The sequence below is a fragment of the Pseudomonas sp. JAI111 genome, from assembly GCF_024809425.1.
Taxonomy (GTDB): domain Bacteria; phylum Pseudomonadota; class Gammaproteobacteria; order Pseudomonadales; family Pseudomonadaceae; genus Aquipseudomonas.
The window spans coordinates 1-20547 of the sequence record NZ_JANUCB010000010.1; the positions used below are offsets into that span (position 1 = coordinate 1).

Annotated in this window: 13 protein-coding genes; 4 read left to right on the forward strand and 9 right to left on the reverse strand. The window is 57.9% G+C overall.

Translation table 11 applies throughout. The features are described from left to right. Positions 1-187: 187 nt before the first annotated feature. Complete coding sequence (locus tag HNR03_RS25385; protein WP_259156612.1) at positions 188-1609, reverse strand: amino acid permease; 1422 nt, start codon at positions 1607-1609, stop codon at positions 188-190. A gap of 618 nt (positions 1610-2227) precedes the next feature. Between HNR03_RS25385 and HNR03_RS25390 the strand changes: the two genes are divergently transcribed. Beyond that, a complete protein-coding gene (locus HNR03_RS25390) occupies positions 2228-5344 on the forward strand; it encodes a transglycosylase domain-containing protein (RefSeq protein ID WP_259156615.1) in 3117 nt (1038 codons plus the stop codon). 147 nt (positions 5345-5491) lie between these two features. Beyond that, the gene (locus tag HNR03_RS25395; RefSeq protein WP_259156616.1) at positions 5492-10552 is read left to right on the forward strand and encodes an NEL-type E3 ubiquitin ligase domain-containing protein; all 5061 of its coding nucleotides are present in this window, start codon (positions 5492-5494) and stop codon (positions 10550-10552) included. A gap of 47 nt (positions 10553-10599) precedes the next feature. Here the strand turns inward: HNR03_RS25395 and HNR03_RS25400 are convergent, their stop codons facing one another. The 6 genes from HNR03_RS25400 to HNR03_RS25425 form a co-directional block, all read right to left on the reverse strand. After that, on the reverse strand, positions 10600-11817 hold the full coding sequence (locus HNR03_RS25400; protein WP_259156618.1) for a hypothetical protein: 1218 nt from the start codon (positions 11815-11817) through the stop codon (positions 10600-10602). Positions 11818-11867: 50 nt separating this feature from the next. Further along, a complete protein-coding gene (locus tag HNR03_RS25405; protein ID WP_259156620.1) occupies positions 11868-12368 on the reverse strand; it encodes a fimbrial protein in 501 nt (166 codons plus the stop codon). Between the two features lie 15 nt (positions 12369-12383). Further along, on the reverse strand, positions 12384-13124 hold the full coding sequence (locus tag HNR03_RS25410) for a molecular chaperone (RefSeq protein WP_259156621.1): 741 nt from the start codon (positions 13122-13124) through the stop codon (positions 12384-12386). A 43-nt stretch (positions 13125-13167) separates the two neighbouring features. Continuing rightward, positions 13168-14439: a hypothetical protein gene (locus HNR03_RS25415; protein ID WP_310504658.1), complete on the reverse strand. Its 1272-nt coding sequence runs from the start codon at positions 14437-14439 to the stop codon at positions 13168-13170. Between the two features lie 31 nt (positions 14440-14470). Continuing rightward, positions 14471-16993 carry a TcfC E-set like domain-containing protein gene (locus HNR03_RS25420; protein ID WP_259156623.1) on the reverse strand — a complete coding sequence of 841 codons (2523 nt, stop codon included), beginning with the start codon at positions 16991-16993 and terminating at the stop codon, positions 14471-14473. Positions 16994-17100: 107 nt separating this feature from the next. Further along, positions 17101-17586 (reverse strand): fimbrial protein, encoded by a 486-nt coding sequence (locus HNR03_RS25425; RefSeq protein WP_259156625.1) that lies wholly within the window; start codon positions 17584-17586, stop codon positions 17101-17103. Positions 17587-18085: 499 nt separating this feature from the next. Here HNR03_RS25425 and HNR03_RS25430 point away from each other — a divergent pair, with 499 nt between their 5' ends. Continuing rightward, entirely contained in the window at positions 18086-18664 is a 579-nt protein-coding gene (locus tag HNR03_RS25430) for a PadR family transcriptional regulator (RefSeq protein ID WP_259156627.1), read from the forward strand. Beyond that, positions 18661-19446, forward strand: a complete 786-nt coding sequence (locus HNR03_RS25435) for a siderophore-interacting protein (protein ID WP_259156629.1) — start codon at positions 18661-18663, stop codon at positions 19444-19446. The genes HNR03_RS25430 and HNR03_RS25435 overlap by 4 nt, the downstream gene beginning before the upstream one ends. Positions 19447-19570: 124 nt before the next feature. Here the strand turns inward: HNR03_RS25435 and HNR03_RS25440 are convergent, their stop codons facing one another. Further along, positions 19571-20242, reverse strand: a complete 672-nt coding sequence (locus tag HNR03_RS25440) for a Pr6Pr family membrane protein (RefSeq protein ID WP_259156630.1) — start codon at positions 20240-20242, stop codon at positions 19571-19573. Between the two features lie 2 nt (positions 20243-20244). After that, positions 20245-20475: a VF530 family protein gene (locus tag HNR03_RS25445; protein WP_259156632.1), complete on the reverse strand. Its 231-nt coding sequence runs from the start codon at positions 20473-20475 to the stop codon at positions 20245-20247. Positions 20476-20547 lie beyond the last annotated feature (72 nt).

The following is a 20547-nucleotide window of genomic DNA, read 5'->3' on the forward strand; positions in this document are numbered from 1 at the left end:
TCAAGACAGCTTCCTCGGACAGGCCTTATACATAAATGCAACCGGGTAGCAGTGTTTGAAAAGCAGGTAGTCAGTGTGGGCGAGTCCATACATAAAGGCGGAACCAATAGAAGCCGTTACCGAAGAAACGGATATGCCCCCCGCCCAACCAGCAAGCAAGCAAGCAAACCAAACCAAACCCCACAACTTAAGAAGCCGACCCCACCACCCCTTGAGAAACACCCGTCGGCTGCAACTTGAACACATAAAACAACACCGTCAGCAGCACCAGAAACGCCGGTCCGACATACAACGCCACACGGGTATCCGGAAAGTACGCCATCAACCCCACCACCAACACCAAAAATGCCAGCGCCAGATACGAACTGACCGGGTACAACCACATACGGTATTTCAAACCGGCACGCTCACTGGCGCTCAGTCCTTTGCGGAACTTCAGCTGGGCCAGCAAAATCATCACCCAGGTCCAGATCGCGCCGAAAGTGGCAATCGCGGTCACCCAGACAAACACCTTCTCAGGCACCAGATAGTTGAGCAGCACACCCAGCAACAACGCCCCCATCGACAGCAGCAATGCGCGACGCGGCACGCCGTTGCTCGAAGTCTTGGCGAAACCGGCCGGGGCCTGGCCGTTCTGCGCCAGACTGTAGAGCATGCGCCCGGTGCTGAAGATGCCACCGTTGCAAGACGACAGCGCCGCAGTGATCACCACGAAGTTGATGATACCGGCAGCAGTCTTGATGCCCAGACGCTCGAAGGTCATCACGAACGGACTGCCCTGAGTGCCGATCTCGTTCCACGGGTAGATCGACAGAATCACGAACAACGCGCCGACGTAGAACAACAGAATCCGCCAGAACACCGAGCCGATCGCATTGGGAATGGTCTTCTGCGGGTTCTTCGCTTCACCGGCGGTCAGGCCGATCATCTCGACCCCGAGGTAGGCGAACATCACCATTTGCAAGGACATCAACACGCCTTGCACGCCGTTGGGCATGAAGCCGCCATGGGCCCAGAGATTGGAAATCCCCAAGGCCACGCCATCGTTACCGAAGCCGAAAGCAATCACGCCGATGCCGCCGATCACCATCGCAATGATGGTGACGATCTTGATCAAGGCGAACCAGAACTCGAACTCACCGAAGGCCTTGACCGCGATCAGGTTGATGGTGCCCATGCTGACCAACGCCGACAGCGCCCAGATCCAGCGCGGCACATCGGGGAACCAGACGCCCATGTACACCGCCACCGCGGTGATTTCCGCGACGCAGGTCACCAGCCACAGGAACCAGTAATTCCAGCCCGTCAGAAAGCCGGCCAACGGCCCAAGGTAGTCTTGAGCGTAACGGCTGAAGGAGCCCGCCACCGGATTGTGCACAGCCATTTCGCCGAGGGCGCGCATGATCACCAGGATCGCCAGACCGCCGATGATGTAAGACAGCATGATGGCCGGCCCGGCCATTTCGATGGCCTTGGCCGAACCGAGGAACAGGCCGACGCCGATACAGGCGCCCAGCGCCATCAAGCGAATATGCCGTTCGCCGAGTTCGCGTTTAAGCGGGCCGCCCTGAGCGGTCTCGCCGTGGGGCAGATGATTGCCAACTGGCATGGGGTACAACCTCGTCTTGTTATTGGATATGACCACCGAGTGTCGAAGCGCTGACCGGTAAGCCAGTGCTTGTGAAAAACCGGGCCTGCTTCGTGGGCAGAACCGTCCTGTAGGACAAAACCTCCAGGATCAGCGGGGCGTGCAGTATAAAAAGCTTAAGGCAGGAGTTTTCACTCTATAAACCACAACATTCAGCCAGAACTCTTGGCAAAAGCGCGGTTTGCGGAGGGGCATTACCTGGATTTTCCGCGTTTGCTCGCGACTGAAACGGCGTCGAGTATTGCACAACAATGGTGCATCGTCATGCCAACGCCCAAAGCAATGCTTGCTACCGGATGGCTCTATCTCAAGCCTTTCGAACAAGAACACTCCTTCCGCCTTACCTGCAGGAGCCATGTAGGAGCTGTCGAGTAAAACGAGGCTGCGATCTTTTGATCTTGTTTTGTAAAAATCAAAGTCAAAAGATCGCAGCCTCGTTTCACTCGACAGCTCCTACCGGGATGCATGCTGGATCCAGAAAAAATCACGCCATCGCGGCCCACAATTTTTTCACCATCGCCAACCACCGTCTAAGCTTCAGACAAGTCCGATCAATCTGCGTGAATGGATCAATCGACTATGGGCGCTTTGTGGCAAACCGATACGAGTGAAACTGTGGTCCCGACTGAGCGTGTGGATGAAGCGCCTATACCTGAAAAACCGCCTCGCAGTCGCATCAAACACGGCTGGGGTGCGTTCTGGTTGCTGCTGTTGATTATCCTGTTGGTGCTGGGCCTCGCCGCCGCCAAGGAAATGCGCACGTCCAGTTTTCAATCCCGGGAGGTCAGCAAATTTGCCGCGTCCCTGAGCTACGACTTGCAACCCGGTCCGAGCAATGCCATTCACTATCCCGGCGCGGGTCCTTTCGACCTGCGTCTGGGCTACAGTTCTCTGGGTGAATTCCTGCCACGCTTGATCAAACGCAACTACGTCGTGGCGTCACAAACCCGCTTCTCGCAAAAACTGATGGACTACACCGACAGGGGTTTTTTCGTACCCTACGCGGAGAAAATACAGGCAGGTCTGTCGATTACCGATTGCCGTGCGGAACCGCTCTACCAGTACAAATACCCACAACAGCTGTATTCGAGCTTTGAGGCCATCCCGCCCGTGGTGGTCAACAGCCTGTTGTTTATTGAAAACCGCTTTTTGCTCGACCCTCGCCAGCCAATGGCCAACCCGGCGGTGGACTGGCCGCGATTCGGCATGGCGATCTGGTCTCAGATCGCCAAACTGATCCACCTGCCGGGGCAGTCGGCGGGCGGCAGTACGCTGGCGACGCAGCTTGAGAAATACCGGCACTCGCCCGATGGCCTGACGGTATCAGGCGCTGAAAAGATCCGGCAGATGATTTCCGCCACGGTGCGGGCTTATCAATCCGGCCCCGAAACCCTGCAAGTCCGGCAAAATGTGGTTCGCGACTACCTCAACAGCGTGCCGCTGTCGGCGGTACCGGGCCACGGTGAAGTGCACGGCATGGCCGAAGGCTTGCGCGTCTGGTACGGCGCCGATTTCAACGCGGCCAACGAACGGCTGAACAGCAACGCCACCGATCCCAAGACCATGGCCGAAAAAGGCCTGGCACTGCGCGAGATGCTGTCGTTGATGATCGCTCAGCGTCGCCCTTCCCATTACCTGACCAAGGGTCGTGATGAACTGGCTGACCTCACTGACAGCCACATTCGTCTGCTGGCACAGAACGGCGTGATCGATGCGCAGTTCGCCGCCGCCGCGCTGGCCAGTAAAGTGACGTATCGCGACTGGCAAACCCAGCCCACCATCCAGCCCATCGAAACCAACAAAGGCATCAGCGTGGCACGCAGCCGCCTGGGCGGGTTGCTCAACCGTCCGCTGTACGACCTCGACCGCCTCGACTTGTCCGCCACCAGCACCTTGCAAGGCGACCTGCAATCGAAGGCCACCGAATACCTCAAGCACCTGGCGGACCCGGCGTTTGCTACGCAGATCGGCTTGATGGGTGAACGCTTGCTCACCCCCACCAGCACCACCCAGGTGCGCTACAGCTTCACGCTGTTCGAATTGACACCGGACGGCGCCCGGGTGCGCGTGCAGACCGACAGCACCGATCAGCCGTTCGATATCAACGAAGGCAGCAAGCTGGAGCTGGGCTCCACCGCGAAAATGCGCGTGCTCACCACCTACCTGCAAATCATGGCCGAGCTGCACGACAAATACGCCGGCATGACGGTTCCGGAATTGAAGAAAGTCAACGTCCCGGAACAGGATCGCCTGAGCCGCTGGGCCGTCGATTACCTGATCCAGAACAAGGATCGCAACCTGCCGGCCATGCTCGGCGCCGCACTGGATCGCAAATACTCGGCCAGCCCCGGCGAAGCGTTTTTCACCGGTGGCGGACTGCACGTGTTCCATAACTTCCGCAAGGAAGACAACGGCCGCATGCCGACCCTGCGCGATGCCCTGCGCGAATCGATCAACCTGCCGTTCATTCGGTTGATGCGTGATCTGGTGCGCTATGCCACCTACTCTGGGCCTAACAACAGCGCCGAATTGCTCGGGGACGACCGCGACCCTCGGCGTCAGGAATACCTGGCCGATTTCGCCGACCGCGAAGGCACATCGTTCCTGCTGAAGTTCTGGAAGAAGTACAAGAACAAGGACACCCAGGCACGACTCGACACCTTCCTCGACAGCATGCGCCCGACTCCGATTCGGATGGCGGCGGTGCACCGTTATCTGCTGCCGCAAGCCAGTCAGGAAAGCTTCAACACCTTCGTGCGCTCGCACCTCAAAGGCGCCAAGCTCACTGAAAAACTCACCGACGAGCGCCTGCAACGCCTGTACGAAAATTACAGCCCCGGCGCCTATGACCTGCCGGATCAGGGCTTTATCGCCAAGGTTCACCCGCTGGACCTGTGGCTGATGGGCTATCTGTTGAACAACCCGGATGCCAAGTGGAGCCAGATCGTCAAAGCCAGCCAGTTCGAACGCCAGGAAGTGTATAGCTGGCTGTTCAAGAGCCGTCACAAAGGCGCCCGCGACAGCCGCATTCGCACCATGCTGGAGATCGAGGCGTTTCTCGACATTCATCAACGCTGGCAGAAAGTCGGCTATCCGTTCGATCACCTCGTGCCATCGCTGGCTACCGCCATCGGCAGCTCCGGCGACCGTCCCGCAGCGCTGGGCGAGCTGATCGGCACCATCCTCAACGATGGCGTGCGCATGCCGACGCTGCGTATCGACACCCTGCACTTCGCCGCCAACACACCGTATGAAACCAAGCTGATCAACGACCCGGATGTCGGCAAACGGGTAATGCCTTCCGAAGTGGCGGCTGCGATGCGTGAAGCCTTGTCGCAAGTGGTGGACGCCGGTACAGCCAAACGTGTTTCCGGCAGTTTCGTGAGCCCCGATGGCAAACCACTGGCCATGGGCGGCAAGACCGGGACCGGCGATAACCGCATTGAAGCCATTGGTTCGGGCGGGCGGATTCTCAGTTCGAAGTCGATCAACCGCACGGCGACCTTCGTGTTCTACATCGGCGACAACCATTTCGGCACCCTGACAGCCTTTGTTCCCGGGCGCTCCGCCGAAGCCTTTAAATTCACCTCGGCGTTGCCGGTACAAGTGCTCAAGGGCATGGCGCCGATCCTGACGCCGTATCTGCAACCAGGGAGTCACACAGGATGCCTGCCGGTTGAAGTTGCCCGGCGGTAATACGGGCGGTAATTAAATATTTTCGGCATTGATAATCTCAATGCGTCGACACGTATCCAGCTGTATTCAACAGCAGGAATTCAGACTTTTACTTTGAGCCTCGGACGTTAGGCTGATGCCTCTCTTCAACGCTCAAGGTTTAAAAAGATGCCTGAAATACAAGGAAGTATATTCAACGGCCCCTTGCAGGGGGCCGACGATACCAAAGGCCGCCATTACCCCTTAATAAAGAACCTGATCCACCCCACTTTCACCAGCGCGTCATTGCGAAGGGCCCGAGAGCTGAGCCTCACTCAGAAGGCAAACGGGCAATGGATAAAGGGCGCCAGCGACTTCGATCATGACCGCTTACAAGAAGCCAATCTCAAACTCTGGTCCACTCAAAACAGGGTGGATCGTTTTATCGATAAGTTACAAAACATCTATAAGTTCGCCGAGCCGTTACTCTCCGACGCATTAAGTAAACAGTACGGCGTCGAGGTGGACGTCAAGACCACGTATCTACACCTTTACTTGCCCAAGGAGCGCCCATGGTATGTGGTTGACCTCTCCGGCGGTGCGGTGACCCGCGCGGTTTCACTGCTGGATGCGGCGCTGCACAACTTCGCGCTGAACGAAACCTGCGAAGCCGATTCGGACTTCATCAGCCAGCCCGATGCACGCGGGCACTTCGACATTCAGCCCATCAAACAGAAAATGTCCATCGCACAGTTCCAGGCGTTATGCCGCGAACTGGACATCGGCGCGCGCTACTCCCGATACCTCAATGAACAGCTGCTGCCCAGTGACGGGCTGGCGCGGATTTTTTTGAAACGTAACGTCGTCGAGCACGAGAAAGCCGCGTTCAAAGCGGCAGCGCAACAGGCCGTGATGACCCATGACATCGACGCCGACGCTTGCGACCTGATCCTGAAAATGCTCGAGGGTCAGCGCAACCTCACCCGCAAGGGCCGGGTGATGCAATTCACTCAACTGTTCATGCAGGACAGCCTGCTGACCGGGATCGTGTTGATCACCCCGGACCTGGAACTTACCCGCGACGTCGTGCCGATTTTTGCCTACGTCCCGCAAGACCCCGAACACCCCCTCAAAGAATATCCGTCAACCGTCGCGTTCATGAATGAGCTGACGCGCCAGCTGCGTGACAACAAGGTCATCTCGTCGACCACCATGACTTATCGCCAATACTTCAGCCGGTTCGTCGACCAATCCGCGCGCGGGCACTTTTTCGGCGGATTGCAGCAACGCCTGTTCGAGGTCAAATGGCATCCCAAAGAACCGCTGGACCCACGTCCAAGCTGGCGTGAAGAGCCGGTCAGCAGCCCCAGTCTGCAGTTCAGCGCCGAACCGATCAGCGGTGACGTCTGGGAGCACCTCTATCAGCAGAAGCTGAACAAGATCCTCAATGATGCGCGGAATATCGCCGTGTCCACCGCCGATACCGATCGCAATGCCCGATGGGCCTGGTGGGAAAACTTCAAGAAAGTCGTCTCGGACATTTTCAACGTCGCGCTGCTGGTCTTCACGCCATTCGTTCCGGGGCTGGGTGAAGTGATGATGGCGTACACCGCCTACCAGATCACCACCGACGTGATCGAAGCCGTCGTGGACCTGACGCTCGGCCTGTGGATCGAGGCCACCGAACATATTGTCGGGGTTGTGACGGATGTCATTCAGTTGGCCGCCTTCGCCGCTGGAGCGCAGATCGGCCAGATCGCCCGCCTCAAACTCTCGCCGCTGATCGAAGGCATGAAACCAGTGGAACTGCCCAGTGGCCAGCAACGCCTGTGGCATCCCGACCTCACGCCCTACGAGCAGCCGAACGTCGAGTTGCCGGCCGACTCCGTGCCTGACGCATTGGGTTTGCATACCCATGGAAGTCAGAAAATTCTGCCGCTGGACAACAAACATTACGCCGTGCAAAAAGACCCGAAAACGGGCACCTACCGTGTCCGACATCCCCATCGCAGCGAGGCCTATTTACCCGAGCTGAAACACAACGGTCTGGGTGCCTGGACACATGAAGCGGAAAACCCGCGAGACTGGGACCACCCGACACTGATGCGGCGTCTCGGTGATCGCGTCGACGCTTTCAACGATGCGCAACTGGAGCAGATTCGCATTGCCAGCGGCACCGAGGCGGCGGCATTGCGCCAAATGTACGTCGACAACAGCGCACCGCCGCCGTTGCTCACCGACGGCCTTGATCGCGCAGACATCCAGCAGCAAACCGTGCAGGCAATTGATGACATTCGCTACGGAAGGCCAATCGATCCCGCTTCTTACTGGTTCGAACCGCTGGCGACCTACCTCGAGGGCTGGCCCTCGGACAAGGCCCTGAGGGTCTACGAAAACGCCGAACTGAGGGGCCGCTTTCGCACCTACGGTAATGACTCGGCAAGCGACGAACAGACGCTTGCCATCAGTCTGTCGCGTCTCATGCAGGGTGACCTGCCACAGCAGCTCGTCGAGTTCCTGAGCGAAGAAGAACTTCAAGCGGTGCTCGGCCCGGGTGTCGCCAGGGAAGAACAACTCCAGGCACTGCGCAATCAACTGGCTGACGAGGCAGACCGCCTGCAAACCGACATCTTCAATCAGCGCTATCAAGCCGCACAAGCGAGCACCAACCCGCAGGTCCAACGGCTGCGCGAGGTGGCTCCAGAGCTGCCGACCCGAGCGGCAACGGTACTGCTCAACAATGCCAGCGGCACCGAGCTCAAACGCATGACACAGGACAAACGCCTGCCACTGGACCTGAAAAACCAGGCGCGTGAAGCGGCCTTCGAAACCCGGGCCAACCACGCCTATGAAGGTTTCACCGATGAAGCGCGCTGGGTGCCGGAGACCGAGCGACTGGTGCTCAACGCACTCAGGATTCACACCGACACGTTCGGCGATTTGCGTATCGACGTTCGCCAGGGCACCGACATCGGGCCGCTGCGATGCAGCGTCGGAGCAGAAGACGCGTCGGTCATCCGGGTATTGATCAAGGACGCCGGGGCACGCTACGAAGTGTGGGACGCCGACGACCACAAACTGCATGACGCCGACGACTTTTACGAATCGGTACTCAACGCCCTACCGGATGGCAAACGCCGGCAACTGGGGTATCGACCCGGCCAGGGCGCCTTGTTCAGACAATGGGTGCTGGTCAAAACCCAAGCGCCCGCCGAGCGCCGGATCGCGCTGGCAGAGCCGCCGATTCGCCCTATCGGTGACCCGGACACCTTGTTGCTGTTGCGTGGCCCGGGCTTTTCCATACAAAGGGCCACCCTCGCGGAACGGGTTCAGGGCATTTACCCGCACTTGAACGAGCGCGAGATTAGCACCTTTGTCCGCTCGCTGGGCGAAGAACCTCAGGCGCGCAAGACCGTCGATAGGCTTGACCGCGAACTGTACGATCTTCAAGTCACGCTCAACAAATGGCGGTATCGCCAACCAGAAGCCTGGGGCCCGAATCATAGCGGGTTCATGAACGGTGGCGGGCTGCACATTTACGAGCGGCTCATCGCCTGTTTTCAAAGAAAATCGATGGCTTTTGGCGAACGCAGCGCCACACTCGAAGGCGGGTATGTGCTGGACCTGTCAACGGAGTTCAACACCCTTGATCTTGAACTGTGGTGGCGCGAACTGCCTGATCTCAAGTATTACCTCGACCAGGTCAGTACGCTGAATCTGGACCGCACCGGTTTTTCCACCAGCGCCACAGGGCTGTTGAAGGATTTCCCTAATCTTCGGCAACTAAGTGCCCGAGGCTCTGGATTGGAAAAACTGCCGGTAACGATTGGCAAAATGCACTTCCTTCGCACGCTGCGCTTGATGAACAACCGGATCCGGCTGACCCGCTCGGCCGTCGAGCAACTGCGCCATTTGACGCACATGGAAACGCTCAGGCTCGATGACAACCCACAGTTGGGTCTGCTGCCGAACGTCGAACGCATGCCGAAACTGAAGATTCTGAGTTTGAGCAACACCGGCGCAACTGCCTGGCCTGACGGCCTGTTCGCAAGGCATCGCCCGCGAGGGTTTTATCTGGACCTGATGCAAAACCCGTTGCGCGACATCCCCTCGGTCGTTCCCGGCTCGGACGCCGCGCGCCTCGTGGCACGCACGCGACTGTTTCCGACCGATCTTTCGGATACCAACCAGATTGTCTATACGGACTACCGGATGTCAGTCGGCATCAGCCCGGATAATCTGTACTCGGCTATCGCCGATCGTGCGATCGATCAGTGGCCTATGTCCGACGATTCCCAGTGGTGGAGCCACAAGTCTGCGGGCCTGGGAATCTTCAGGGTGGAAGCCTGGCATGACCTGATGACCGAGCCACATTCGCGAGGGTTCTTCCGCTTGATCCAGAAGCAGACCGAGTCGGCGGATTACCGCGCCGATGGCGAGCGGCGCAAACAACTGAGTGATCGCGTATGGCGAATGATCGAGGCCATCGACCTGGACACGACATTGCGCAAAGAGTTGTTCGAGATGGCGACCGCACCGACCACCTGCGCCGACGCCGGTGCCCAGGTATTCAACAACATGGGCATCAAAGTCCTGGTCAGCGAGGCCTATGCCCAGTCGACATCGGCCGCGATTCTGGAAAGCAAGCTGGTGATCCTGGCCAAAGGCGCTGCGCGTCTCGAACGGGTGGATGACATCGCCCGGGCGGATTTCTCCAGCCGCAAAGGTAATCCCGATGAAGTCCAGGTGTTCCTCGCTTACGAGACCGGCCTTGCCCAGCGTCTCGGCTTACCCTGGCAATCGCAGACCATGCTCTATCGACCCATTGCCGGCGTGAGTGCCAAAACGCTCGATACGGCCTTCGATACCGTGATTTCGATGGAAGACGGCGACGGTTTGATCAATCACATGATCGAGCAGCCCTTCTGGGAAAAATACCTGCATGACACTTATCCCACGGAGTTCAGGCGCAATGCCCGAACGTATGAAATCAGAACCGATCAATTGGATGAATTGCGCGAGGCCCAGCGTTCCTGGGCGAATTCCAAAGGACAGGTGATTGCGCAAAGACAAGCGATCAAGAAGCGACTGCTGGACCTTGCCCATCAACTGAACGTCCAGGAAAACCGTGTGCTCACCGATGAAGAAATGACCGACGAGGTCTACGGCGGATTGCTGAACGACATCGGCTACGAGGAGAAACAGCTGAGCCGGCGGTTGACCCGACAGGCGCTGCTCAACGCCGGCTAACCGCCAGTGCCCTGAAGGCAAACAAACGCCTTCAGGGCATGCGGCGCTTATCCGATATCCGAATCCCAAACCACGGTGAAGTTTCCGGAGTATTTGGAGGCCTCGCCCGGCTTCAACATGTAGTTCACGTAATAAGGTGCAATCTCGAAATGCAGGATGCCCGGCGCACGATCCAGGTAAAAACCGGGTTTGAATTCTTGTGCATTCACGTGCCCGACATGCAATGGCCGACGCTTGACCGGTTGCCCGTTGGTATCCGTCAAGCCGTTCGGCAAGCTGATGCTGAGTTGCACCACCGCCGCGCGTTGCGAAACGGGGTCGCGAATCATGCAATCGAACAATCCCGGAATGTTGCACTCCAGATGCATCTTGAAGCGGCTCGATGACGAGATATTGAACGTCTGATCACGAAACAACCGGGTCGGTTTACGCCCCTGAGTCAGCCAGGACTGCCAGCCACCTTCCGGGACCAGCTCCACACGATCACCGCCAGGAGGTATATCCACTTTCAAGGTGTGTTCAACCGTCAGCGTGAAGTTGAGGTTGATCAAATCGTCGTCGGGCAACATGACATCACCCATATCAAAATCCTGCTGCGGCCCTACGGTGTAGTTCATGACGCCCCGGTAAGTGCCTGTCGACATTTTCAGCGGATCGGGTGTGACCAGCTCATATGAAAAACCGACATCCTGATAGGCAAATCCAAGCGTCTCGGGAATCGGTTGGAAAGCCCGTTTCGCACAGGTCCCCGCATTGGCCGGCACTCGCCAGAAAAACGCGTAGTAATAGGTAGTCCCGTAACCCACGCCGCCATAATTGCACGGTGCAGGCGCATTGACCCAAGAGGCGTCCCAAACGCCGACAGGAAGCGCTTCCTTGATGGTGTATGACGCCCCTATGCCGTTGACGCGCATTTTTAACGTCTCGGCTTTTCCGGTGCCGTCATGGATGACCGTGACTTCCTTCCAGTACGACGGTGTCCGGAACATCGCGCCTTGACGTTCGGCATGCCCAGGCAGGATAGGTGCGATGGACCTGAATCGAATCGGTAGAGCGATGCTGAAGATCCCATCGGCGCAATAAGCCGGATGATCCTTGCAATACCCCCCTTGCGGGGTCGTGTTCTTGAATTCGTTGTGCATGGGCTTTGCCGGGTCTGGCCGAAACACGGCCGTCAAATCCACAGACACCGCGCCTGCCGACGCAGTAAATCCCCCCGTCAATAACAGCGCACTCAACTGGCTCGTTATTCTGATTTTGTCCATGATTCATACAGTCCTTTTGGGTGCTTCTGTGCAAAGCCGATGGGTGCGCATCACGCTCCAGGCAACACCGCATTGAAAATCAGATTGACGCTGCCAAAGTAATTTCCAGGCTTGTAAACGCCGTCGACCGGTGGAAATGGCACGATCTCCAGCAGCAACCGTTTACCCGGCGCCGCTTCGCTCATCGGCAGCACTTCGCGGTTATTCAACTCACTCAACAGAACGCCGTTGAACAGCACTCGCAAGCCAATGTCATGGGCGTCAGTGCCGTTCGACAGATAAGGTCGCCCCTCAAGCTTTGCTTCAATCGAGCCGGCCTCATTTTTCACATCGAAGTACTTGCGCAGACTGCCCAGTGTCGACGCCGTGAGGTTCCACGGCAGGCGTTGTTCACGATGAATCCACCCAGGGTCGGAGGGGATCACGTAGAACGCCAGGGTTGGAATCGTCACGAACACGTCGAACGTGTGCCTTTCCCTGGCCGCATAGGACCACGAGCTTGCCAACAAGGCGGCAGCCAACATGGGCATGACAGTCAGTTTCTTGAACATGGTCACCACCCGGGGTCAGCCCTTCACGTCGATTTTTTTGCTGCTCTCACCTTCGACCAAGGTGAAGCGGTACTCGCGGCCGGCCTGCTTCTCGAACTGAAACGTGCGACCGGCCAGAATGTGATGCTTGGTCGTTGGCTGGCAGTCCTGCTCGTTCTTGATCGAGCAATCCTTGAACTCGTCGATCACCACCACCGTGTTGCCGTTGTTGCGGATCCGGTAGTTGCCCGACTCGTTCTCGATCGCGCTGTCGAAACGCGCGTCCTTGGGCCGCACGAAAAACACCGCGCCGTAACCTGCCAGCACGGTGACCCCGGCGGACAATGATTTTTTGTAGTCTTCGCGCTCTTCGCTGGAAACGGCGAACTCGTCTTCCTTCTCTGGAACCACCGGTATGAAACGCACCCGGAAGTAGCGTTCCCGCTCGCGCTCACCCATGTACAGCAACCGTGTGCCCTGCATGCCATTGGCCGGTACGATCAAGCGTGCGGGACTGGCCATCAAGCCATCCCGGGCACTGCCGTCAGCCTGGGTCTTGAGCGGCACTTCGCGCGAGGTGCCATCGGCTTCATAGAGGATTTCAAGGATGTTGACCTTGACGAAGGCCGTGCTGTCGCCGCCATTGAACACGCGCTTCAAGTAGGTACTTTTGTCGCCGTCCAGATAGTCGTAAACGGTCCCGATATTGATGCTCGGCGCGGCGTGCGCCAGTTGCGCGAAAAGATAAAAACCAAACAGTGCCAACAGGTGTTTCATCGTACTGAACCTCATTGAATTGAATGCTGCAAAGTGCGGCCCGCTAGATGTCTGAATCCCAGATCACCGTCACATTCCCGGAGTACTGGCGTTGTCGCTCGGGCCTTATCATTTGCGCGACTTCGTCGGGAGGAATCTCGAAGTGCAGCGTTCCCGGTCTTCGCTCCACATAGAAAGCCGGTTGAAATAATCCGGTGCCGCTGCCGTCACGCAGCAGGGGGCGCCGTTCGACAGCGAGGCCGTTGGCGTCATTCAAACCCCGAGGCAGGCTGACGCTGACGTTCAGGGGCACGATGTGACCGGACACCGGTTCGCGTAACGAGCAGGTCTTGCCGTCCTGGGTGTATTCACACTCCATATTCATCTTGAAGCGCGAACTGGCCGAGATATTGAAAGTCTGGTCGCGGAACAGGCGCGTGGGTCTGCGCCCCTGCTGCAACCAGGCTTGCCAGCCGCCTTGTGGCAACAGCTCGACCCGATTGCCACCGGGGGGTATCTCGACTTTGAGGGTGTGTTCGACGGTCAGGGTGAAGTCGAGTTGAATAGTGTTGTCCGAGGCCACGACGACATCGCCAAGATCGAAGTCGCCACCGGGGCCGATGGTGTAGACCTGCGTGCCCTGGTAGACGCCCGAGGACATCTTCAGCGGATCCGGCGTGCGCAATTCGTAGGTGAAATCCAGATACCGATAACTGAAACCGGGAATAAGAAATTTGGCCTGTTTGGGACACACCGCTTCTGTAGGGGTCAGCCAGAAAAATTCGAAGCCCGTGAAGCCGTGATGGCTAATAGGTCCGATTGCCACGCAGGGACTGGGCGCAAGTTGCCAATGATCGGTTGCCCACAACACCCGATGGGAAAAGAACAAATTCGACTCGCCCGTGATCTCCCTCACATCGTCGCTAAGCTGATAAACAGCGCCCATCCCTGCAATACGAACTTCCACTGTGGTCACTTCGCCCGTTTCACGGTTGGTGACCATCAATGAACGCCACGCGGCTGGCGTCTTGATCATCGCGCCCTGTCGTACGTCTGGATGGTTGGGCTGGATGGGGCCGATGGACTCAACACCTGCCATATGCGAGCGCAGACTGAAAATATTGTGAGCCTTACAGGTGGCTGATTGACTAATGCAGAATCCTTCATTACGCGTCGTATTCCTGAATTCGTTTTTCTGCGGATTGCTCGGATCCGGGTTGAAAGTGGCGGTGATCTGTTTAACCACCGCTCCCGCTTGCGACGGCGTGACAACCAGGCAGGCCGCAATGAAAAACGTTCTTGCCGTGCGCCATGGCACAGTCAATAAACTCATCATTTTGTGAACTCCAGACATTGATCGGCTTTCATCAACCGGCGCTCTGCGCAGCATCACCAACGTCCGCCAGCGTGTCCGGGCTGCAGCGCAAATCCCCGATCATCAACACATTGTTTTCAGTTCGCCCCTGGCTCGGGTCCAGCCGGAACTGACACAGCAACTGATTGCCGTGGCGCACTTCCAGGGTCGGTGAGCCGGCGTTCATTTCCATGGAGAAGAACCCGTCCACTTCACTCACCCCGCGACTGGCGTGGTTGATGATGTGGTGGCCCTTGAGCGGATTGCCCTGAGGGTCGATCAGGCGACCGAGCACGGTGAGGGTTTGCATCACGCGAATCTGCCGATAACCCACGCCGCCCTTGTTCAGGTGATAACTGGATCGGGACGGTTGAATGGTCGCGGCGGGGACGTCGGTGCCCTCGAAATCGAAACTGACCGAGCTGCTTTTGTAAGCCGTGATCGGTACAAAATTGCGCCCGGGTTTGAGCACCGCACTGCCACCGCTCAAATCGTCGGCACGCAAGGCGATACCGTCGATGTCCGATTCGACATCGATGATCATCCCGGCACCATTGCGGTGGTATTGACTGGTCACGACCATTTTTTTACCGCCGACGGCCACGGTGCTGTCCAGGTTCAAACCGCCAGTGAGGTCGTTGTTGAACGAGGAACGCTGGATAAACCCGTCGCCGCTGGCCACGCCCGATTGCATCGACGCCATCGCGTTCAAACCGATGCCGTAGGTGTCGCTGATGACCGTGGCCGAGACGTTTTGCAGCAGATGATCCTGCAAGTCTTTGCGGTAAGTGAGCGAGGCATTGTTATCGCGGCCACCGTCACGGGCGGTGCGCGTGCCGATGCTGCCGGAGATCTGCTCACCGGGGCCGCCCAACGCAATGTTCACACTCAAGTCGATGCCACGATTACGGTCGTCTCCCGAGCTCACGCTGCCCGGACGATCAAACAGCGACAGGCGCCAATTGGCATCACTGCCAAACAGCTGAGAACGTTGGGTCCATCCCAGATCCACGCCCGTGCCATTGGTGTTGCCTTCGCTGTGGGACACCCGGACATTAGCCGAACTCTTGCTGGTAATCCGGTGGTTTACCGATAACGACGAGTTACTGGTTTGCCCGATGAATACGTTGCGCTGCTGCACCCGCGTGCCGTCCGGCAGGGTGTCGTACAGCCGAGTGGTGTCGAGCCAGCTGCGGTTATGGCTGGCGACGAGGCTGCCGCTGCCATAGGAATAGAGTCCCTGCACATCGAGGCCGGTGCCGTAGTCTTCGGTTTTGTAGACGTTGGCGAAAAGGCTGGCGCTGTTGACGATTGCCCAGTCAATCGACGTGCCGTATTGCAGCGACTCGCGCACCTGCCGCGCTGTCAGGCCGAGGATCACACGCGGGTGCCACAGGAAGTTGAAGGCGGCACCGGCGGTCATGTCGCCGTCGGCCTGCTCTTCCCAATTGCTGAGCAATTTGGATTCGCGACCGGCGAACAGGTTGTAGCGCCAGCGCTCGTCATGATTGCGCCAATTGTTCGGTTTGTAGACCAGCTCCAGGGTGCTGGAAGTGATCTGGCCGTCTTCGATCAGGCGCACTTCCACTTCATAAATTCCGCCGGGCAACGGACGCGTATCGAGGGTCTGCAACCCTGCCGGGACGGCCTGAGTGTTGATCAGCAAACCGTCGCGATATATCTCCACAGAACCCTGTCGATTGGCCGTGACATAGATCGGATAAACCGCCGGTTTCGGATTGTTGATCGCCAGGCTGTCGGAACTGCCATACATGACACCCAACGCGGTATCTGGGCTGGCGCCAAACGTACGCGGCTGACGGGTCAGGCCTTCAGAGTTGGGCGTGAAATAGCCCAGGCGCACAAAATTGCCCTGCAATTCACGCTGGGTGAACAGCTCATGTACCGCGTGATAGGTCTGGTTGTCGACACCGCCCAGGCGCGACAGCTGCATATTGACCGCTTGGGTCCAGTTGCCCAGGCTGCTGCTGGCTTCCAGACCGTAACGACCACCGAGGTCCTGGTTCTGGCCACCATTGAGGTTCAATTGGTTGCGCACGATCAAGCCAGTGCTGCCGCCTTCGGGCAGGTTGTAATACTCCTGCACCTGATCGCCACGTTCGGCGTTTTCCGTGAGGATCGACACCAGTGAGTTTTCGAGGCTGTAGTGCACGGCCAACAGTTGTTCGGGGCAGTTGGCCTGGCAGGCGCCCAGCGCCACGCCTTGTTTCAGATGGTTGGCCCAGATGTCGCGTTCGCTGGGTTTGATAGTGCTGTCGCTGACATCATTGAAGTCAACCAAGGTGATTCGATCATCGCGGGTCAACACGACCATCGCCTCACCGAGAAACTGTTGATCAAGTTCCACGCGCACCGCCAGCGGTACATCAAAGAAGTGCTCTTCGAAGTCGCTTGGTAAACCCTTGGCTTGCGCAAGCAAACTTCGAGGTGTGTGGCCGTTGTCCGCTGGCGCGGCCAGGGCGGTTGCACAAAAACATAGGGCAAGCACCGTCGCGATGGGAGTCATCGGGAACATGAACGAAATACTCTGAAGATAAATGCGTTGAAACCCGATCGACAGGCAGTGGACCCATCGACCGGTAAGTGCTAACGAATAAGGCTGAGCCTTAAGTCATCGCTGACTTAGATGCGCGGAACGGCATCGAAGATCACGACTGGATTGGCCGTGTAAAGACCTGTCTGTTTGCTCGTCGGCAGGCCCGCGGTAATTACCAGATCAGCTCGCATGCCCGCGTTTGATTCGGTATCGCCGACCACTTCTTGAGAAGCACCGGTCAAAGTTACGCCGTTGAAGACGTAGGTCAGCGGGATGAAGGTGTTGCCGTTGAACAGGGGTTTCGGACCACCTTCCACATAAGCATTGACCGAACCGTTAGTGTGGCGGATATCGTAAGCCGCACGCAGCGGGCTCAAGCTCTCAGTCAACACGTTGTAGGCCATTTTTTCATCTTTACCGAAGTTAGGATCCACCGGTTGGGCGTGGAATGCAAAGGTGGGGATATTAGCGCTGATGTTGATGGACGAGCGTATTTCTTCCGCAGCGAACGCCATCGAAGAGCTCAGGGCCAGGAGGGACATCGGAACGGCGATTGCAAGCTTCTTGAACATTATTAAGTACCTGTCAATTTCAAAGGATTGGGCCGAGAAAAGTCTTGAAACGCGAATACCACTCAACACGGAGATGGCGATTTCGCTTAACTTTCGACGCCAGAGAATGATCGTCAAATCCGTTGAGAAAGTAAGTACGTAACTTCCTAAGAACATGTAGTAACAACGACTTTCGAGCAGCAGGAAAAAAGTTGAAAAAACACTAACAGCACTTCTTTACCCTCAGAGAAATACTACACACAGTTCTAACTAAAAAAGCACACAGATATAAACTAACCCCGCCCCTGCAAGACCGGTACTACTTAACTACTGCCAGGCAATTAATGATAAGCAGACCCACTTACAATTAGTTCAATTACTCTAAAAAATCAATCGACTCATCATCCATTGCCCATGGTCTTTGAGCGCCGCCCAAGGGCGACCGTTGGTCCTGAACGCTTGCGCAAACCATAAGATATATCTTAAGTTGTATCTAAACACGACGAGAGAAGACGCAAAAATGAGAGACCATCATTCCCATCGAGACCACGGCGACGTCCGCGACGGCTTCGAAAAACGTCCTGGCCCCGGCCGCGAACGCGGCGGTCGTGGCCCACGCGTATTTGCCCCCGGCGACCTGAAACTGCTGCTGCTGGCGTTGATCGCCGAACAGCCCTGCCACGGCTATGACCTGATCCGCCAGATCGAAAGCATGTTCGACGGTGCCTACAGCCCCAGTCCCGGCGTGATCTACCCGACCCTGACTTTCCTTGAAGAAAGCGAAATGATCCTGGGCGATGCCGAGGGCGGCAAAAAGCGCTACAGCATCACCGACGCCGGTCGTCAGTCATTGACCGACCAGGCCATTGCGCTGGACGGCGTGCGGATGCGCATTGAAGTCAGCAAGCGCTCATTGCGTGGCCAGGATCGGCCCGCCGAGATCCACGAGGCTGTGCATAACTTGCGTCACGCCTTGCAAATGCACCACGGCCGCTGGAGCCCGGAAGAAATCCTGCGGGTGCGCGACCTGCTCAACAACACCGCCAAAGCCATCGTCGACGGCCCAGCCGTTCAACCCGTTCAGGAGAAAGCCGAATGACTGAAGTGATCGTGCAATCCATTCACCGTGTCATGCATGAAATCAAACGCCGTCGCCTGCAAGTATTGCGGGTGGTTGACCTGACGCCGCGGATGCGCCGGATTACGTTGGGCGGGCCGGAGCTGGCCGGCTTCGTCAGCCTCGGCACGGATGACCACGTCAAACTGATGTTTCCGCAAAACGCAGCGGAACAAGCGGCACTGGAAACCCTGGTGCTCGGTGCTGGCAAGGACAACGGCCCCCTGCCGGCAATGCGCGATTACACGCCACGTCGGTACGACCTCGACACGCTGGAACTGGACATCGACTTTGTGTTGCACGGTGACGGCCCTGCCTCGACCTGGGCCGAGCAGGCGCAACCCGGCCAGTTCCTGCACATCGGCGGGCCACGCGGCTCGATGATCGTGCCGGACATGTTCGACAGCTACCTGTTGATCGGCGATGAAACCGCCCTGCCCGCTATAGCCCGACGTCTCGAAGGCCTGGCGGCCAATCGGCGTGCGTTGGTGGTCATTGAAGTGGAAAACGGCGCCGAGCAGCAAAAACTCGACAGCCCGGCTCAGGTCAACGTGATCTGGGTCCTGCGCGAGGGCGGCAGGAACAACCTGTTGACCACCGTGAAGCAACTGCACATTCCTGGCGGCAGCCTGTATGCGTGGGTGGCCACCGAGACCAAAGTGTCGCGGCAGATCCGTCGGGTGCTGCTTGATGAGCACGGCCTGAACGAGCAATTCGTCAAGGCAGTCGGCTACTGGCGTGCGGATGACAGCGACGAGGAGTGATCGACTCCAGGGCGCCATCGCGAGCAAGCTCGCTCCCACAGAGGGCTCGGTTGTTCACAGATCATTTGCTCACAATCGATCCAATGTGGGAGCGAGCTTGCTCGCGATGGCGATGGCTCACCCACTAAAAATCCCGATCCTTTGCACGACGCCCAAGCCACCGATCCAAACCGATCAACCCAAGCGCAATCAGCACAAACCCCGCCAGCAACCCTGCGGCATTCAAAAACACCTGTGGATAACCCAGCTTGTCCACATCAATGAATGGATAGGGATAGACCGCCAACTCATGCCCACGCAGCAGTAAATAGGCGAAATACACCAATGGGTAAATCACCCACCGGCCGATATGCCGCACCCGCAACGTGCCCTTGGGCACACAGAACCCCCAATACGCCAGAAACAGCAGCGGCATGACGTCATGCATCAGCTCATCGGCCAGGAACTGCCAGCCTTCGGGATGCCACAGATGGCGCAGCAACAGGCTGTACGCCAGACCAACCACGGTAATGCTGACAGCTATCCCACTGCTCACCCACGGCTGCAAAAACCAGCGGCGCGCCGCCGATTCGCGGGACGTCCATTCGCAGGTCAGGACGGTCGCCACCAGCGTATTGGTCAGCACCGTGAAATAACTGAAAAAACTTAACAGCCCGCCCAGCAGACTGGCCGCCAAGGTCCAGCGCGAATAGAAAATCAGGTAGAGCTGGATGCTCAAACCTGCCCACCCGAGCACCGCCGCCACCGCCACACAACGACGCCTTGCGACAGCACCAGGCGCCAACAGCTTGACCATGTTCAGACCGGACGCTTGGTGCGCATCAACTTCACGTACAAGCGCTCGACCTTCTCCCGGGCCCACGGGGTTTTACGCAGGAACGTCAGGCTCGACTTGATGCTCGGGTCGCTCTTGAAGCAGCGGATATCGATGCGCTCGGCCAGCCCCGACCATTCATAGTGTTCAACCAGGGCGTTGAGGATTTGTTCCAGCGTCACGCCATGCAGCGGGTCGTTGTTCTGTTCGGTCATGCCGGGCCTTCGAGCGATGTCAGGTTGGGAAGCCGCGCACCTTAGCCGACGGTGTGGCTGGGTGGAAGCGCT

Excerpts from the sequence above, each read along its gene's own strand:
- HNR03_RS25390 (WP_259156615.1), top strand. The coding sequence starts at position 2,228 with ATGGGCGCTTTGTGGCAAACCGATACGAGTGAAACTGTGGTCCCGACT.
- HNR03_RS25425 (WP_259156625.1), bottom strand. The coding sequence starts at position 17,586 with ATGTTCAAGAAGCTTGCAATCGCCGTTCCGATGTCCCTCCTGGCCCTG.
- HNR03_RS25405 (WP_259156620.1), bottom strand. The coding sequence starts at position 12,368 with ATGTTCAAGAAACTGACTGTCATGCCCATGTTGGCTGCCGCCTTGTTG.
- HNR03_RS25395 (WP_259156616.1), top strand. The coding sequence starts at position 5,492 with ATGCCTGAAATACAAGGAAGTATATTCAACGGCCCCTTGCAGGGGGCC.
- HNR03_RS25410 (WP_259156621.1), bottom strand. The coding sequence starts at position 13,124 with ATGAAACACCTGTTGGCACTGTTTGGTTTTTATCTTTTCGCGCAACTG.
- HNR03_RS25440 (WP_259156630.1), bottom strand. The coding sequence starts at position 20,242 with ATGGTCAAGCTGTTGGCGCCTGGTGCTGTCGCAAGGCGTCGTTGTGTG.
- HNR03_RS25445 (WP_259156632.1), bottom strand. The coding sequence starts at position 20,475 with ATGACCGAACAGAACAACGACCCGCTGCATGGCGTGACGCTGGAACAA.
- HNR03_RS25420 (WP_259156623.1), bottom strand. The coding sequence starts at position 16,993 with ATGTTCCCGATGACTCCCATCGCGACGGTGCTTGCCCTATGTTTTTGT.
- HNR03_RS25400 (WP_259156618.1), bottom strand. The coding sequence starts at position 11,817 with ATGGACAAAATCAGAATAACGAGCCAGTTGAGTGCGCTGTTATTGACG.
- HNR03_RS25435 (WP_259156629.1), top strand. The coding sequence starts at position 18,661 with ATGACTGAAGTGATCGTGCAATCCATTCACCGTGTCATGCATGAAATC.
- HNR03_RS25415 (WP_310504658.1), bottom strand. The coding sequence starts at position 14,439 with ATGATGAGTTTATTGACTGTGCCATGGCGCACGGCAAGAACGTTTTTC.
- HNR03_RS25430 (WP_259156627.1), top strand. The coding sequence starts at position 18,086 with ATGAGAGACCATCATTCCCATCGAGACCACGGCGACGTCCGCGACGGC.
- HNR03_RS25385 (WP_259156612.1), bottom strand. The coding sequence starts at position 1,609 with ATGCCAGTTGGCAATCATCTGCCCCACGGCGAGACCGCTCAGGGCGGC.